Genomic DNA, 15663 nt, shown 5'->3' with positions numbered 1-15663 from the left:
TGTTAGCCTCGGACGCATGCATGCCGCAGCCATCCGTCGAGCGCGCCCGTCCGATCTCGCCCAGGTCGAGGCCGATGTGGCGGCCTTGTTCGCAGAGGACTCCGGAACCCGGGACGCGACCATCAGCCAGGACTGGCCGCATCACCATGCCCGGGCCTGGCTGGGGGACCAGATCGCCCACGACCGGAAGATCCTGCTCGTCGCAGAGACCGCCGGACACGCCGGATACCTGGCCGGGGAAGTTCTCCCGCCTTCTGCCATGCGGACGGTGAGCGTCGCCGTCCTGATCAGCATGTACGTACGCCCGCACCTCCGCGGTCACGGCATCGGCCGAAGCCTGGCGACGGTCTTCCGCGACTGGGCGCGCGCACTGGAGGCCGAACGACTGTCGGTCACGGCGCACGCGTCGAACACCGATGCCGTGCGCTTCTACGAACGCCAGGGTTTCGCGCGCCGAGAGGTCCAACTCGAATCGGCCGTCGACTGAACCGGCCCACGCTCGACGGGCATCTCGAGCCGCCGCTTCGGTTGCCGCCGCGCTCAGCGGGTACCCCCGACCTCCACCACCGATATGCGAGGAGGGACCGATGAGCGGGTTCGACAAGGCGAAGGACAAGGCCCAGCAGGCGAAGGGCCGGGCCAAGGAGCGGGTCGGCGAGGCCACCGACGACGAGGAGCTCGAGGCCGAAGGCCAGCGCGAGGAGATGGCCGGCGAGGCCAAGGAGGCCGCCCACGGCGTGCGCGACAAAGCCTCCCGCGCCGCCCACGAGGCCAAGGAGAAGATCCAGGGCAGCGGCCAGGGCGAGCGCCAGAGCGAGCACCGCAACCGATGACGACGCGGGTCAGAGCCGCCGCCGCAGCCATTCGGGCGTGAGGATCGCGTCGAAGGCGACCTCGGCCGCGCCCCGCAGCGGCCCGATCTCGCCCACCGTGCCCTCCACGATCCGCGGCGGCTCGGCCCGCCGGAACTCCATCAGCCCGGCCCGGCACGCCTCCTCGACCCGCTCCCGCCGTCGGCGGAGCAGGTCGACGCCGAGGCCCGAGAGGCTGATCGCCTCCGGGTCGAGCGCGTTCGCCAGCGCCCCCAGGCCCCGCCCGAGCGCTGCGGCGTTCCGGTCTACTGCCCGGGCCGCCTCGGGATCGCCGTCGTCGGCCCGCTCCAGCACCCGGCGGGCGAACCCGCGCCCGGCCCCGTAGCCGGGCTCCTCGCCGAAGTGCCGCATCAGTGCGTTGGTGCCGACGTCGAGGCTCCAGCACCCCTGCACACCGCACATGCACCGCAGCGGCGATCCGGTCAGCGGCATGTGCCCGAACTCGCCGGCGATGTTGTGCGCCCCGCGCTGCGCGCCGCCGCCGAGCAGCAGCGTCCCGCCGATGTCGAAGTCGATGTGGAAGTGCAGGCCGGTGCCGACCCCGCGCAGGGCGCCGCGCCTGGCCTCGGCCAGACCGGCCAGCCGGGCGTCGTTGTCGGCCGCCGTCGGCGGCAGGTCCGCGCCGAGCTGCTCGTCGAGGTCGACCTCGTCCCAGCCCAGGTGGGAGATGTGGAGGCGGCGCCCGTCCCGGATCGGTCCGGCCATGGCGATGCCCAGCGCCGCGAGCCGGCCGGTGGCGTGGCGCCGCACCGCCTCCCGGATCTCGGCGAAGACCCCCGGCGTCCGGTCGTGCTCGCCGGTGTCCAGCACCCGCATCGCGCCGCCGAGTTCGATGGCGGCCAGCGTCCAGGAGTCCTCCCTGACGTCGGCGGCGAAGGCGATCGGTCCGGCGGGGTGGGGGACCAGCCGCGTGGTGGGCCGTCCCCGGCCGCCGGACTCGGCCGGGACCTCGTGGAGCAGGCCCGCCTCCTCCAGCTCGCCGACCAGCGCGGCGGCCGTGTTGCGGCCGATCGCCATCCGCCGGGCCGCCGAGGCACGGGTGAGCGGCTCCGGAGCGTCGTGGACCGCGCGGAGCAGCCGGACCTGGTTGTGGATGCGGAGGTCGGCGCTGGTCATGGTCGGCATGTGTGGCAGTATCGCAGAGCCCATGTTATGTTCTCACCGAGAACAAAAATAGCGCATTCCAAGGACGGACATGGACCCCCACACCACCACCCTGCGGCGCGCCCGCCTCGGCGTCTTCGGCGGCTTCGCTACCTCCGGCTTCGTCATGGGCGCCTGGGCCGCCGCCCTGCCCTCGGTCGACGCCCGCCTCGGCCTCGGCGAGGCCCGCCTCGGCACCGCCCTGCTGCTCATCCAGCTCGTCGCGGTCGCCACCATGTACGCCGCCGGAAAACTGGCCGACCGGATCACCACCCGCGCACTCCTGCGCCGGACCGGCCCGGCCGCGCAACTGGTCCTCCTCGCCCCCGCGATCGCACCCACCTACGAGACCCTCCTGGCCTGCGCGGTCGTCTACGGCGTCGGCGTCGGCTTCGTCGAGGTCGGACTCAACGCCCACTCCGTCGAGCTCGAACGCCGCTACGAGCGGCCCATCGTGTCGTCCTTCCACGGCCTGTGGAGCCTCGGCGGCGCCGCCGCCGGCGCCCTCACCTCCCTCGGGCTCACCATCGGCCTCGGCAGCCAAGCCATGCTGGCGATCACCGCGATCGCCTGCGCCGCCCTGTTCGCCGCCTTCACCCGCCCGCTGCTGCCCCCACCGGGCCACGCCACCGGCCCCGGCGGCGACGCCCCCGCCCGCACCGCCCGCATCGGCGCGCTCCTGCTGGCCGCCGTGTTCGTGCTGGGACTCGGCAGCCACCTCATCGAGTCCGGCGCCATCGACTGGGCCAACCTTCACGCCGCCCGCGTCCTCGACGCCGACGACGCCCTCGCCCCGCTCTCCTACACCGTCTTCGGCTGCGCGATGACCGCCTTCCGCCTCGCCGGCGACCCCATCCGCGCCAGACTCGGCCCCGGCCGCGCCCTCATGGCCGCCGCCGTCCTCGCCACCGCCGGATACGCCCTCGTCCTCCTCTCCGGACAGGCCGGCGGGCTCCCACTGGCCTGGACCGGCTGGCTCCTCGCCGGATCCGGCATCGCCGTCATGGTCCCGGTCCTGTTCAGCGCCATGGGCGAAGCCGGAGCCACCCCCTCCAACCTCGCCCTCATCTCCATCTCGGGCTCCTCGGGCCTCCTGCTCGGCCCGGCCGCCGTCGGCTACATCGCCGAGGCCACCGACCTCACCGCCGGACTCATGGTCCCGGCACTGCTGGCGCTGATCATCGCCGTCGCCGGACCGGTGACGATGCGCCGCCTGCTACACCGCCCCACCCCCGGTGAGGAGAGCGCTCGCCGGGAGTCCACCCTGATCCGGTGACCACACCCCGGATGCGGCGCGCCCGCCTCGGCGTCTTCGGCTGCTTCGCCACCTCCGGCTTCGTCATGGGCGCGTGGCCGGCGGCCTACCCCGCCATCGAAGGCCGACTCGACCTCGGCGAAGCCCGCCTCGGGATCGTCCTGCTCGTGGTCGAACTGTTCAGCCTCTGCTCCATCATCGCCGCCGGCCGACTCTGCGACCGCCTCTCCAGCCGCACCGTCCTGCGCTACGCCGGCACCACCGCCCAGGCCCTGCTCATCGTGCCCGCCCTCGCCCCCAGCTACCAGACCCTCCTGGCCTGCGCGGCCCTCTACGGACTCGGCATCGGATTCGTCGACGTGTCCATGAACGCCCAATCGGTCGAACTCGAACGCCGCTACGAGCGACCCATCGTCTCCTCCTTCCACGGCCTGTGGAGCCTCGGCGGCGCCGCCGCCGGCGCCTTCGCCGTCCTCGTGTTCAGCCTCGGCGTCGGCTACCAGGCCATGCTCATCGGCACCGCCGTGGTCGCCGCCGTCGTCTTCGGCCTCTGCACCGCCCCGCTCCTGCCCCCACCCCGGACGCACGCCAACGGCACCCGCCCCGACGGCCGACCCGTCGGCCTCGGACCCGCCCTGCTCGCCGTCGCCGCCGTCATCGCCTTCGGCTCCGCCTTCGTCGAAGCCGGCGCTGCCGACTGGGCCAACCTCCACGCCGCCCGCGTCCTCCACGCCGACGACGCCCACGCGCCCCTGTCCTACACCGTCTTCCTGATCGCCATGACCGTCTTCCGCCTCCTCGGCGACCCCATCCGGGGACGACTCGGCCCGGCACGATCCCTCCTCGCCGCCGGGACCTGCACCCTCGCCGGATACCTCCTGGTCATCGCCTCGGCCGCCGCCGGCGGACTCCCGCTGGCCTGGACCGGCTGGATCCTCGCCGGAGCCGGCTCGGCCATCCTCATCCCCGTCATGTTCAGCGCCATCGGCGCCGCCGGCGGCACCGGCTCCGACCTCGCCGCCATGAGCATGTGCGGCTCGGCCGCGTTCCTGATCTGCCCGGCCGCCGTCGGCTACATCGCCGAGGCCACCGACCTCACCGCCGGCCTCCTGGTGCCCACCGCGCTGGCCGTCGTCATCGCCCTCGCCGGTCCGGTCGCCGTCCGCCGCCTGCTGCGGCAACGCACGTCACAGGCCGAAGCCGCCGCTACCGCGGGGCCGCCTCCCGGCGTATAGTTGCCGACGCTGAAGGGGAGTAGCTCCCAATGCCGCGGTCGACACACTGGCCCGAGGGCCCGGCCGCGCGGCCTCGAACCGCGAGGCGAGCGAGACCTTCGACCACTGGCCGTGCGCCGGGTCGAGGTCGACGCCGCCCTCTCCCGGCCCGAAACGGGAGGATCACCCCCGATGGAAGCATTCCTGGCCGCCGCCGCAGCCAGCTTCGGACTCATCTTCATCGGCGAGATGGGCGACAAGAGCCAACTGATGGCCATGTCCTTCGCCGCCCGCTACCGGCTCCGCAGCGTCATCGCCGGACTCGTCATCGCCACCGCGCTCCTGTTCGGCGTCTCGGTCGGCATCGGTGCCACCGCCGGCGGCCTCCTGCCCACCGACTGGATCAAACTCGGCGCCGCCGCCCTGTTCATCGCCTTCGGCCTGTGGACCCTCCGCGGCGAGGACGACGACGAGGTTCACCCGATCAAGGAGCGCAAATCCGGGCTGCTGACCGTGACCGGCGCCATCGTCCTCGCCGAACTCGGCGACAAGACCATGCTCTTCGCCATCGGCCTCGGCAGCCAGTTCAATCCCTGGGGCGTGTGGCTCGGCGCCACCGCGGGCATGGTCGCCGCCGACCTCCTGGCCGTCTTCGCCGGCGCCTGGATCTCCCGGAAGATCGCCCCCAAGACCGTCCGCCTGATATCCACCGCCCTCTTCATCGGCCTCGGCATCGTCCTGGGCGTCGAGGCATTCATCGCCCTCACGGGATAGGCTTGCCACCATGCCGGAATCGGACGAACACCAGGACAGCGCCGTCATCTACACCGACGGGGCCTGCTCGGGCAACCCCGGCCCCGGCGGCTGGGGCGCCTACTTCAAATGGGGCGACCACGAGAAGGAGCTCTACGGCGCCGAGGAGACCACCACCAACAACCGCATGGAGCTCACCGCCGCCATCAAGGCCCTCGAAGCGCTCAAGCGGCCCGCCAAGGTCCACCTCTACACCGATTCCTCATACGTCCGCAACGGCATCACCTCCTGGATGGCCAACTGGAAGCGCAACGGCTGGATCAGCTCCAAGAAGGAGCCGGTCAAGAACGCCGACCTGTGGCGGCGCCTCGACGAGGCCACAGCCCGCCACGACATCGAATGGCACTGGGTCCGCGGCCACGCCGGCGACGCCGGCAACGAGCGCGCCGACCGACTCGCCGTCAAAGGCCGGGACGAGGCCGCCGGCGCAACGAGGCGCGGGCGACGCTGAATCGGCCCCGGTAGCAGGTCACCAACCGGAATGGAACAATTGCGACCATGAGCGACAACGTACCGTCACGATTCTCCGGCAGCGCCGTTGACCTGAGCGCCCTCGCGCAGCAGCAACAGCAGCAGGCGCCCCCGGCTCCCCAAGGCGCCGGACGGCAGGCCCCCGGAGGCGAACCCGGCGGCGCACCCGCAGGATCCGGCGGTGCGCCCAGCGGAGCCATCACCATCGACGTCACCGACGCCACCGTGCAGAGCGAGGTCCTCGAACGGTCCCTCAACACGCTCGTACTCGTCGTCTTCTGGGCCGACCAGTCGCCCGAGAGCGTCCAACTGCGCGACCTGCTCCAGCAGCTCGCCACCGCCGACGGCGGCGCCTGGACCCTCGCCAAGGCCGACGTCCAGTCCAACCAGCAGCTCGCGGCCGCCCTCCAACTCCAGGCCATCCCCGCCGTCGTGGCCATCGCCGGCGGCCGCCCGGTCGACGCCATCCAGGGCGCCCAGAACGAGCAGAGCCTGCGCCAATGGATCGGCGGCCTCGCCAAATCCGCCGGAGTCGACGTCCCCGAACCGGTCGACTCCGAGCTCGCCGCCGCCGCCGACCTCATGGCCGAAGGCAACCTCGACGCCGCCGAGACCGCCTATGACAAATACCTCAAGAACAATCCCGGCTCGTCCGAAGCCGATGCGGGACTCGCACAGGTGCGCATGCTGCGCCGCGCCGGCGCACTACCGCAGGACGCGGTCCGCGTCGCCGACGACGACCCCGCCAACGTCGACGCCGCGCTGGCCGCCGCCGACCTCCAGGTCCTCTCCGGCCAGGCCGAAGAGGCCTACGACCGGCTGATCCAGCAGATCGGCCGCCTCGCCGGCGACGACCGCGAACGGGTGCGCAAGCGCCTGGTCGAACTGTTCCTGATCGCCGGAGCCGACGACCCCACCGTCACCAAGGCCCGCCGCAAACTGAGCACGGTCCTGTTCTGAGCGCAGGCTTGCTCGAACGTGTGACACGCACAACGCCTCTCCTGGTATCGCGCCGCTCTCTGTGATTAGCTATCCGGGCGGTACGGTGCCGACTCGCGGCACGCGAGCGCGGTCGTGTCCAGGAGGTGAGCGCCGGTGGCTACCAGAGCCAGACGCGTCGCCGTCCTGGACGCGCCGTCGAACCTGGGACTGCGGCCGCCGACCCCGCACACCGTCCCCGGCTGCTCCAAAGCACCGGGGGCGCTGCGCGACCACCGCATCGTCCGGCGGCTCAACGCGATCGACGCCGGCTGCCTCACCGCGCCCCGGTTCGACGCCTCCGGCTGGCGCCCCGGCGACGGCGTCGGCCAGGCCGAGGCCATCGCCGAGTACACCCGCCGCCTCGCCGACCGCGTCGAACACCTCTGGCGCGAACGGCACTTCCCCCTCGTGCTCGGCGGCGACTGCTCGATCCTGCTGGGCCCGGCGCTCGCCGCCCGCCGCAGGACCGAACGCGACGGCAAGCACCGCGGCCTGGTCTACGTCGACGCCCACTCCGACTTCCGGCACCCGGGCAACTCCAAGTACGTCGGCGCCGCGGCCGCCGAGGAACTGGCGCTGGCGACCGGCCGGGGCCAACCGGATCTGACCGACATCGGCGGGCTGCGCCCCTACGTCGACACCGAGCACCTGGTGATGCTGGGGCTGCGCACCGAGGACCCCCACCGGGTCGAGCTCGGCGCCACGGGCGTGTCCCTGCGGACGGTCCCCGAACTGCGCTCCGGCGGCGTGGCGCCTTCGGCCGAGTGGGCGCTCGAAGCGATGGGCGAGGTGGCGACGTACTGGCTGCACGTCGACGCCGACGTGCTCGACCCCTCGGTGATGCCGGCGGTCGACGGCCCGGCCCCCGGCGGCATCTCGGTGGGGGAGCTGAGCGAGATCGTCGCCACCTGCGCCGGCGACGAACGCTGCGCCGGGATGGAGTTGACCGTCTTCGACCCCGACTACGACCCCGACGGCGAGTACGCCGCGGCGCTGGCCGACATGCTCGTGGAGTCGCTCCAGTAGCGGCCGATTCAGCCTATGTGGTCGGTTCGATTAATCGCGTTGAAGTCGCATCCTTCGTATAGGACCATTGTTCCAACGACGAGGCCCGTTGTCCCCGAATCCGTTCCCGAAAGGAGTGCCGCCATGTCCTTCACCTCTCTCAAATCCGGCGCGGCCCCGATCCGCTTGTGGGGCGACGTCGACTCACTTGAGCCGCAGGCCAAGTCGCAACTGCACAACATCGCCAAGCTCCCGTGGGTCCACGGAGTGGCCGTCATGCCGGATGTTCACTATGGAATCGGTGCGACGGTGGGATCGGTCATCGCGATGCGCGGAGCCGTGTCACCGGCGGCGGTCGGAGTGGACATCGGCTGCGGCATGACCGCGCAGCGGACTTCGTTGACCGCTTCGGACCTGCCCGATGACCTCGGTCGGCTCCGCGCCGACATCGAGGCGGCGATCCCGGTCGGCCAGGCCTCGCACAAGCGCTCGTTGGACGTCAAGGGCCTCAAGACCGGACTGCACGGCTGGCACGAGTTCTGGAAGTCCTTCGGCGACCTGGCCCCGTCGGCTTCCAGCCGGCTCGAGGCCAGGGTGCTCAAGCAGCTCGGCACGCTAGGCTCGGGAAATCACTTTATCGAGGTATGTCTATCTGACGATGAAGAGGTGTGGCTGATGCTGCACTCCGGCTCCCGCTACATCGGCAATCTCTTGGCGCGGCACCACATGGAGCGGGCCAAGCGGCTGCCGCACAACGCCGACCTGCCCGACCAGGACCTGGCGGTATTCGTGGCCGAGACCCCGGAGATGACCGCCTACCGGCGCGACCTGTTCTGGGCGCAGGAATACGCCCGCCGGAACCGGGCGGTCATGGCGGCGCTGCTGCGCAAGGCCGTCAAGAAGCGGTTCCCCAGGGCGCGCTTCGACACCGAGATCTCGGCCCACCACAACTACGTGGCCGAGGAAGCCCACGACGGCCGGGATCTGCTGGTCACCCGCAAGGGCGCGATCCGCGCCGCGAAGGGCGACATGGGGATCATCCCCGGCTCGATGGGCGCATCCAGCTTCATCGTGCGCGGGCTCGGGAACGGCGACGCCTTCGAGTCGGCCTCGCACGGGGCCGGACGGAAGATGAGCCGCAGTGCCGCGAAGCGGCGGTTCTCCGCCGAGGACCTGGCCGCCCAGACCGAAGGGGTGGAGTGCCGCAAGGACGCCAAGGTCGTCGACGAGATCCCGGCCGCCTACAAGGACATCGACGAGGTCATGGCCGCCCAGTCCGACCTGGTCGAGATCACCGCGCGCCTGCGCCAGGTCGTCTGCGTCAAGGGCTGAACCGAACGAGGCCCGACTCTCGCATCCGACGTCCCGCAGCCCGTACGGGCTGCGGGACGCGACCCCGCCGGCCAACGCCCGTATCCGCATAGCAGCAACGGCTTTCGGTCAGGAACCCGGTGGGCCGGATTCCTCCAGGATGGCCTCGATGGCTTCAGCCACTCCGTCGTCGTCGTTCGGTCCGGCCCACCGGTCGGCCGCCGCGACGGCCTCGGGCTGGGCTCCGGCCACGGCGTACGACCGGCCCGCCCACGCCAGCATCGGGGCATCGGCGGGCATATCGCCGAAGGCGACCACCGACTCAGGGCCGATGTCCCACTCGGCGCACCAGGCCGCCAGCGCATCGCCCTTGTTGACCGCCTCGGCGTTGTATTCGAGCACCGGGAACCTGCCCCAGGACCACCGCACCACGCCCGGGACCATGACGTCTCCGGCGGCCCGCAGCATGCCGGGGCCGCCGGTGGCGCGGTCGAGGACCCGGTACTCGACCACGGCGTCGGCCTGCGCCAGTGCCTCTTCGAGCGTGTCGACGCGGTACCACGGGTCGTCGTAGTGCGGCCCCGCAGGAACGTGGGCGCTCTGGGCCAGGACCGCGCCGCCGGTCTCGATCGCGAACGAAGCCTGCGGCAGCACGTTCCGCAGGCGCCGGTGCAGTTCGGTCACGGTGCTGAAATCGATGGTGTGCCGTACCTCGATCCGGTCGGTTCCCGGTTCGAACAGGATCGCGCCGTTGTTGCAGATCGCGGCGTCGACCGCGCCGGTCAGCCCGTCCACGGCCGCCAGGCCGCGGGGCGTGCGGGCCGTGACCGCCACGACCGTGAGGCCCCGTGCCCGGGCGGCCATGAGGGCCTTGCGGTTCCGTTCGGACAGCAGACGCCGACGGTCGAGGAGCGTGCCGTCGAGGTCGGTGGCGATCACTCTGCAGTCGTGCACGCAACGAGTATCCCGGCGCGACGGTCAGGCCCGCAACCGCCTTTGCGCGCGCTCGAAATCCCGTTGCCGCGCACCGCCCGCGCCGCAAGACTGTCCTGATGCCCACCGGAACGGAACTGCTCCAGTTCAGACAGCGTGTCACCTCCTACGTGCTGAGGACCAACGGCGGCGACGTCGAGGTGCTGGTGATCCTTCACCTGGACTTCCCCGAAGCCGGGGTCCAGGTGCCCGGCGGCGGCGCCTTGCCGCACGAGACGATCGGCGAGGCCGCCCTGCGCGAGGCGTCCGAAGAGACCGGTGCGACCGGGCTCGCCTTCGGCGAAGTCCTCGGCAGCACCCTGAAGCGCACCCCCGACGCCCGCGAGCGGCGGCAGGTCGACACCTACAGCCGACTGTCGACCTCGGAGCCCCGCGACGCGTGGGAACACCTCGTCTCCAGCCGCGACGGCGACGACGGCCTGCGCTTCCGCTGCGAATTCCGCCCCGTCGCGGCCGCGGGCATCGACTGGGGACTCGACTGCTACCTCGACCGCGCCGTCGAGCGCTTCACCGCCGCTCCGGCCGAGGGGGGAATTCCCGGGCGGATCGGGGGCGCGCACCCGTGACGCCGGGAACGGATCGGCCGCAACCTGTCCATGACGTCGACGAAAGGATGCGTCATGGCACACGATCTCACCCGGCCCGAGCCCTCGGCGGCCGACGACGACACGACCGCGGACCCGCCCGTCCCGCGGGGGCGGCGGATCGCCTTCCGCGTGGTGGCCGTCGTCCTCACCCTCTGGATGCTGGCCATGTCGGGCTTCGGGCTCCTCGAACTCCCGCTGATGTGGCTGCCGACCGACACCCTCGTGGCGATGTTCTCCGAATCCGGTGACGCCTCGGGCCTCATCGAGCACCGCACCCACTACTTCGCGATCGGGCTGACCGCCTGGGGCACCTTCCTGCCGCTGCTGGCCCAACTGCGGCGGCCGGAGCGGCGCGTGGCCCCGATGCTGCTGCTGTGCGTCTCATCGGCCACCGCGCTGGTGGTGTTCGGCCTCCATGGCACGCTCACCGACTGGCTGATCCAGGAGTGGACCTGGTTCATGCCGGTGGCCGCGCTGGCGGTGCTCCACCCGGCGCGGTGGCTCCTGCGCACCCGGCCCGGCCTCGACCGGCCGCAACTGGGGCTGGCCGTGCTCGCCGCGGCGCCCTGGCTCGCGTTCGCGGTGGTCAACGCCGTGCGGCAGGTCGGCTCCGACGGCCCGCATACCGAGCCCGAGCACTGGGCGCTCATGGCATGGGCGGCGGTGCTGATCGCGGCGGGCGCGGTGATCGGCGCGACCGACCACCGCGGATGGCGGCTCCCGGCCTGGTACGCCGCGATCGCCTCGATCCTCATCGGCGCCCACGGCCTGGTCTTTCCCGGGGCGCCCTCGGCGCTGTGGATCCCGTTCGCCGTCGCCGCGACCGCATGGGGCCTCGCCTACGCGGCCGCGATCGTCGCCCGAACGCGCCGGGCCCGACCCGCGTAAGCTGCTGAAGATGGAGCGTACAGCCACGCGGCGTCCCGGTCGATGGGTCCGGCCGGGCGTCGCCGCGGGTTGGATCTGGGTCGCGGCCTGGTCGGTCGCGGGCTGGGCGTTGCTGCCGGGCATCGCCGGCGCCGACCTCGGCGGCGACGTGGTCTTCCCCGGCGACTGGGTGGCGCCGTTCACGAAGCTCGCCCTGGCCCTGATCGGGGGACTGGTGCTGCTCCGCGACCATTCCCACCGATACGGCCTGCTGATGTTCGTCGGGGCGGTCGTGCTGGCACCGGGGCAGGCCGTCGCCCTCTACGCCCTGCAGGCGCTCATCGTCTCGCCCGGCGCGGGCCTACCGCTCGGCCTGGCGGCGGCCTGGTGGCAGGACCTGCTGATTGCTCCGGGGATGGCGCTGGTCATGCTGCTGCTCCCCGGCCTGTTCCCGGACGGCCGCCCCCTTCCCGGCCGGTGGGGCCTGGCCCTGCGGCTGGCGGCGGCTTCCTGGCTCGCCTGGGCGGCGGTGTTCATGCTGATGGAGCGCCCGGTGGAGGACTGGTTCATCGGCGTCGCCGACCCGCCCGCGAACCCGACCGGGGTGCTCTCGATCCCCTTCGCCGTCAGCGGCGTCTGGTGGATTCTCACCGTGGTCGGTTCGGCGGTGGCGGCGCTGGGCTGCCTCCGGAAGCGGTGGCGCGGGGCCGACGCCGCCGTGCGCCAGCAGATCAAATGGGCGCTGGCGCCGCTGGTGCTGATCAGCTTCCTGGTCATCGCGTCGATGGTGGACGTGGTGCTCGCCGAGCTGCTGTCGATCGACTCCGGCCTGGGGCCGGTGCTTCAGGTGGTCGGTCCGGCGGCCACCCTGCTGTTCGTCGTCGGTCTCGGTTTCGGCGTGCTGCGGTACCGGATGTACGACGTGGACCGGGTCATCAACCGCACCGTCGTCTACGGCCTGCTCACCGTCGCCGTGTTCGCGGCGTACCTGCTGCTCGTGGCAGGGATCGGCACGCTGGTGCCTGACGCGACCGGCCGGGGTCTCAGCCTGGTCGCGATCGCGGCCCTCGCGGTGGCGTTCGAGCCGGCGCGGCGACGGCTGCAGAAGCTGGTGAACCGGGTGATGTTCGGCCGGCGGGACGATCCGTACCTAGTGCTCGCGCAACTGGGTACGGCGATGGCCCGCGCCGGCGGCCCGGCCGAGACGCTGCAGACCCTCGTCGACAGCGTGGCCTCCTCGCTGGGGCTCCCGTGGGTCGCGGTCGAACTCGACCAGCGGGCGGGCCAACTGCTGCGGGCCGAGTCCGGGTCGCGGCACGTCCTGGACGGCGAGCCGCTGGCCCTGCCGCTGATCCACGCCGACGCGGAGGTGGGGCGGCTGCTGGTCGCCGCGCGCTCGGTGCGCGAGCCGCTCCACCCGTCGGACCGCAGGGTGCTGGCCGACGTCGCCTACCAGGCGGGCGCGGTCGCGGCGGCGGCGCGCCTCCAGCTCGACTTGCAGCGCGCCCGCGAGGATCTGGTGGCCGCCCGGGAGGAGGAGCGGCGGCGCCTCCGCCGCGACCTGCACGACGGGCTGGGCCCGTCCCTGGCGGCGCAGGCGATGGCCCTCGACACGGTCGCCAACCGGATCGGGGCCGACGATCCCGGGGCCGCGCGCGACATGGTCGCGACCCTCAAGCGCGACGTCCAGGACCTGGTGGCGGAGGTCCGCCGCCTGGTGAACGAGCTTCGTCCACCGGCGCTGGACGAGCTGGGGCTCGCCGGTGCACTCGTCGCCGAAGTGGCGCGACTGGACGCCACCGGACGGGTCGCGATCCGGGTGCGGACCGACCCGGACCCGTTGGGCGACCTGTCCGCGGCCGTAGAGGTCGCCGCGTGGCACATCGCGCGGGAGGCGATCACCAACGTGCTGCGGCACGCCCGCGCCGACTCGTGCACGGTCACGCTCACTTTGGACGGCGACGTGCTCGTGGTGCGCGTGATCGACGACGGGATCGGCCTGCCCGTGGTGCCGCGGCCCGGGGTGGGCCTGACGTCGATGCGGGAGCGAGCCGAGGAGCTGGGCGGCACGTTCTCGGCCGCTCCCGGGGCCGCCGGAGGCGTCGAGGTGGTCGCGAACCTGCCCGTGGCCGACCGCGGACCAGAGCTTCCCGAGCGAGCGCGACCGGAGGTGAGCGCCGATGGCTGAGGACCCGGAGCCCATCAGGGTGGTGGTCGTGGACGATCACCGCCTGTTCCGGCAGGGCCTGGTCGCCCTGCTGCGGGAGGCGGCCGACACCGAGGTCGTCGGCCAGGCGGGGACGGGCGCCGAGGCGCTCCGGGTCGTCGGCGAGACCGACCCCGATGTGGTGCTGATGGACCTGCGAATGCCGGAGATGAACGGCGTCGACGCCACCCGCGGCATCGTGTCCGAACGTCCCGATGCGGCGATCGTGGTGCTGACGATGCTCGAGGACGACGGCTCGCTGTTCGCCGCAATGTGCGCCGGTGCGCGCAGCTACCTGCTCAAGGGCGCCGACCAGGAGGAGGTGCTGCGGACCATCCGGTCGGCGGCCGCCGGCGAGGCGCGGTTCGGGCCGGCCGTGGCCCGCCGCCTCACCGCCTTCTTCCGGCGCGCCGACCACCAGGGCCTGGCCGTCACCCCGTTCAGTGAGCTGACCGACCGGGAGCGGGAGATCCTCGACCTGGTGGCGTCCGGATACGACAACTCCCGGATCGCCCTGCGCCTGAACATCAGCCCCAAGACGGTCAGCAACAACATCTCGAGCATCTTCGCCAAGCTCCACGTCGCCGACCGGTCCCAAGCCATCGTGAAGGCGCGCGAGGGCGGCCTCGGCCGCGACCGGTGACGGACCGGCCGCGAGGGAACCGCTCTCACGCCTTCCGGTAGGTCTGGATCGCCGTTCCGGAGTCGAAGGTTCGGTTCTCGGCCAGGTCGAAGCGGCTCGGTTGGTAGGGGCCGTCGAACATGGGGATCCCGCCGCCGAGGACGAGCGGGTAGCGCTTGACGACGATCTGGTCGATCTCGTCGATGAGCGCGGCGGCGAGTTTCCCTCCGCCGCAGAGCCAGATCCCCCGGCCTGCCTCTTGTTTGAGGCGGCGCACGAACGTGGGGGCGTCGTCGCGGACGAAGGTCACCTCCGAGGTGAGGCCCGGGTCCAGTGTGCTCGAGAAGACGTACTGCCGCAGGTGTGCATACGGGCTCGGATGGCCCGCCTCCAATCCGGGCAGATAGGTGCCCCGGCCCATGAGCACGGTGTCGTAGCTCAGGTTGGGGGCGTCGGCGAGGCCGATCGTCTCGCGGAAAGCGGTGGGGACGGTCTCCGGCCGTACCTCGTTCATGGCGGCCAGGACATCGGGTTCGACCGGGAAGCAGTCGAACTGCCCGTCCGGTCCGGCGATGTAGCCGTCGACGGACGCACCGACGTAGTAGGTCAGGCTCCGAGCCTGCTCGCTCATAACCACTCCAATTGAAGTACTATGACTGAAGTGATTTCACCATAGCACTATGATCGAAGTGGTTTCAACCGAGGAGTGGAGCGATGCGCCAGAACCCCGAACGCCGGACGGCCCTGATCGACGCCGCGATCGAAGTCCTCGCCGACCAGGGGGCCCGCGGGCTCACCTTCCGGGCCGTCGACCAGCGCTCGGGGGTGCCGACCGGCACCGCCTCCAACTACTTCCCCAGCCGCGACGTGCTCCTGACTCAGGTCGGGGGGCGGGTCTTCGAACGGCTCGATCCCGGGTCCGAGGCGATGGGCGAGTCGCTTGCGTTGCCGCGGACGCGCGAGTCGGTGGACCGGCTGATGCAGGAGCTGGTCGGGCGGATCACCGCCTTCCGGTCGGGCTACCTCGCCATGATGGAGCTGCGCCTCGAAGCCACCCGCCGCCCCGAGCTGCGGGCGGTGCTCACGGAGCAGATCCGCGCGAACCTCCAGGACAACATCGACTTCCATCTGCAATCGGGCATGCCCGGGGACGCCGATACGGTGGTTGAGCTCTACTTGGCCCTGAACTGGCTGATCGTGGAACGGCTGACGCTCCCCGACCTCTTCGACCAGGCCAGGGCCGAGGCCCTCGTTACTGCGCTGGTCCACCGGATCGTCCCACCGGAATGACCCCCCATACGAAGCGAACGGAACACGGTCGCC

At 71.9% G+C, this 15663-nt stretch carries 17 protein-coding genes; 14 read left to right on the top strand and 3 right to left on the bottom strand.

Features of this window, described 5'->3' with window-relative positions; all coding sequences use genetic code 11:
• Positions 1-16 precede the first annotated feature (16 nt).
• Positions 17-487, top strand: a complete 471-nt coding sequence (locus CUT39_RS10175; protein ID WP_100446174.1) for a GNAT family N-acetyltransferase — start codon at positions 17-19, stop codon at positions 485-487.
• Positions 488-587: 100 nt separating this feature from the next.
• The gene (locus tag CUT39_RS10170) at positions 588-833 is read left to right on the top strand and encodes a CsbD family protein (protein ID WP_100446172.1); all 246 of its coding nucleotides are present in this window, start codon (positions 588-590) and stop codon (positions 831-833) included.
• 9 nt (positions 834-842) lie between these two features.
• Here the strand turns inward: CUT39_RS10170 and CUT39_RS10165 are convergent, their stop codons facing one another.
• Positions 843-1997 carry an ROK family transcriptional regulator gene (locus CUT39_RS10165; RefSeq protein WP_232805694.1) on the bottom strand — a complete coding sequence of 385 codons (1155 nt, stop codon included), beginning with the start codon at positions 1995-1997 and terminating at the stop codon, positions 843-845.
• A gap of 70 nt (positions 1998-2067) precedes the next feature.
• On the opposite strand from CUT39_RS10165, the gene CUT39_RS10160 reads away from it, so the two are divergent.
• From CUT39_RS10160 to CUT39_RS10130, 7 genes are all read left to right on the top strand, one after another.
• A complete protein-coding gene (locus CUT39_RS10160) occupies positions 2068-3291 on the top strand; it encodes an MFS transporter (RefSeq protein WP_100446168.1) in 1224 nt (407 codons plus the stop codon).
• Positions 3288-4505, top strand: a complete 1218-nt coding sequence (locus tag CUT39_RS10155; RefSeq protein ID WP_232805693.1) for an MFS transporter — start codon at positions 3288-3290, stop codon at positions 4503-4505. Before CUT39_RS10160 ends, CUT39_RS10155 begins: the two co-directional genes overlap by 4 nt.
• Before the next feature lie 171 nt (positions 4506-4676).
• Positions 4677-5258 carry a TMEM165/GDT1 family protein gene (locus CUT39_RS10150; RefSeq protein WP_100446166.1) on the top strand — a complete coding sequence of 194 codons (582 nt, stop codon included), beginning with the start codon at positions 4677-4679 and terminating at the stop codon, positions 5256-5258.
• Between the two features lie 10 nt (positions 5259-5268).
• Entirely contained in the window at positions 5269-5748 is a 480-nt protein-coding gene (gene rnhA / locus CUT39_RS10145; protein ID WP_100446164.1) for a ribonuclease HI, read from the top strand.
• A 47-nt stretch (positions 5749-5795) separates the two neighbouring features.
• Positions 5796-6728 carry a tetratricopeptide repeat protein gene (locus tag CUT39_RS10140; RefSeq protein ID WP_100446162.1) on the top strand — a complete coding sequence of 311 codons (933 nt, stop codon included), beginning with the start codon at positions 5796-5798 and terminating at the stop codon, positions 6726-6728.
• Positions 6729-6863: 135 nt separating this feature from the next.
• Positions 6864-7775 (top strand): arginase family protein, encoded by a 912-nt coding sequence (locus CUT39_RS10135; RefSeq protein WP_100446160.1) that lies wholly within the window; start codon positions 6864-6866, stop codon positions 7773-7775.
• A gap of 123 nt (positions 7776-7898) precedes the next feature.
• Positions 7899-9086, top strand: a complete 1188-nt coding sequence (locus tag CUT39_RS10130; protein ID WP_100446158.1) for an RtcB family protein — start codon at positions 7899-7901, stop codon at positions 9084-9086.
• A 108-nt stretch (positions 9087-9194) separates the two neighbouring features.
• On the opposite strand, the gene CUT39_RS10125 is transcribed toward CUT39_RS10130, so the two are convergent.
• On the bottom strand, positions 9195-10019 hold the full coding sequence (locus CUT39_RS10125; RefSeq protein ID WP_100446156.1) for an HAD family hydrolase: 825 nt from the start codon (positions 10017-10019) through the stop codon (positions 9195-9197).
• Between the two features lie 98 nt (positions 10020-10117).
• Between CUT39_RS10125 and CUT39_RS10120 the strand changes: the two genes are divergently transcribed.
• The 4 genes from CUT39_RS10120 to CUT39_RS10105 are packed head-to-tail and all read left to right on the top strand — an operon-like array spanning position 10118 to position 14361.
• Complete coding sequence (locus tag CUT39_RS10120) at positions 10118-10624, top strand: NUDIX domain-containing protein (protein WP_100446154.1); 507 nt, start codon at positions 10118-10120, stop codon at positions 10622-10624.
• Positions 10625-10678: 54 nt separating this feature from the next.
• Positions 10679-11533, top strand: coding sequence for a hypothetical protein (locus tag CUT39_RS10115; RefSeq protein WP_100446152.1), 855 nt, complete (start codon positions 10679-10681; stop codon positions 11531-11533).
• 10 nt (positions 11534-11543) lie between these two features.
• Positions 11544-13700, top strand: coding sequence for a sensor histidine kinase (locus CUT39_RS10110; protein ID WP_157930590.1), 2157 nt, complete (start codon positions 11544-11546; stop codon positions 13698-13700).
• Positions 13693-14361, top strand: a complete 669-nt coding sequence (locus tag CUT39_RS10105) for a response regulator (RefSeq protein ID WP_198587034.1) — start codon at positions 13693-13695, stop codon at positions 14359-14361. The genes CUT39_RS10110 and CUT39_RS10105 overlap by 8 nt, the downstream gene beginning before the upstream one ends.
• Before the next feature lie 25 nt (positions 14362-14386).
• On the opposite strand, the gene CUT39_RS10100 is transcribed toward CUT39_RS10105, so the two are convergent.
• Positions 14387-14971, bottom strand: coding sequence for a dihydrofolate reductase family protein (locus CUT39_RS10100; RefSeq protein ID WP_100446148.1), 585 nt, complete (start codon positions 14969-14971; stop codon positions 14387-14389).
• An 83-nt stretch (positions 14972-15054) separates the two neighbouring features.
• Between CUT39_RS10100 and CUT39_RS10095 the strand changes: the two genes are divergently transcribed.
• Positions 15055-15630: a TetR/AcrR family transcriptional regulator gene (locus tag CUT39_RS10095; protein WP_100446146.1), complete on the top strand. Its 576-nt coding sequence runs from the start codon at positions 15055-15057 to the stop codon at positions 15628-15630.
• Positions 15631-15663: the final 33 nt, after the last annotated feature.

It is taken from the genome of Glycomyces xiaoerkulensis (genome assembly GCF_002798405.1).
In the GTDB taxonomy this organism is placed as follows: domain Bacteria; phylum Actinomycetota; class Actinomycetes; order Mycobacteriales; family Micromonosporaceae; genus Glycomyces; species Glycomyces xiaoerkulensis.
This window is presented reverse-complemented; position numbering and strand designations above follow the sequence as displayed.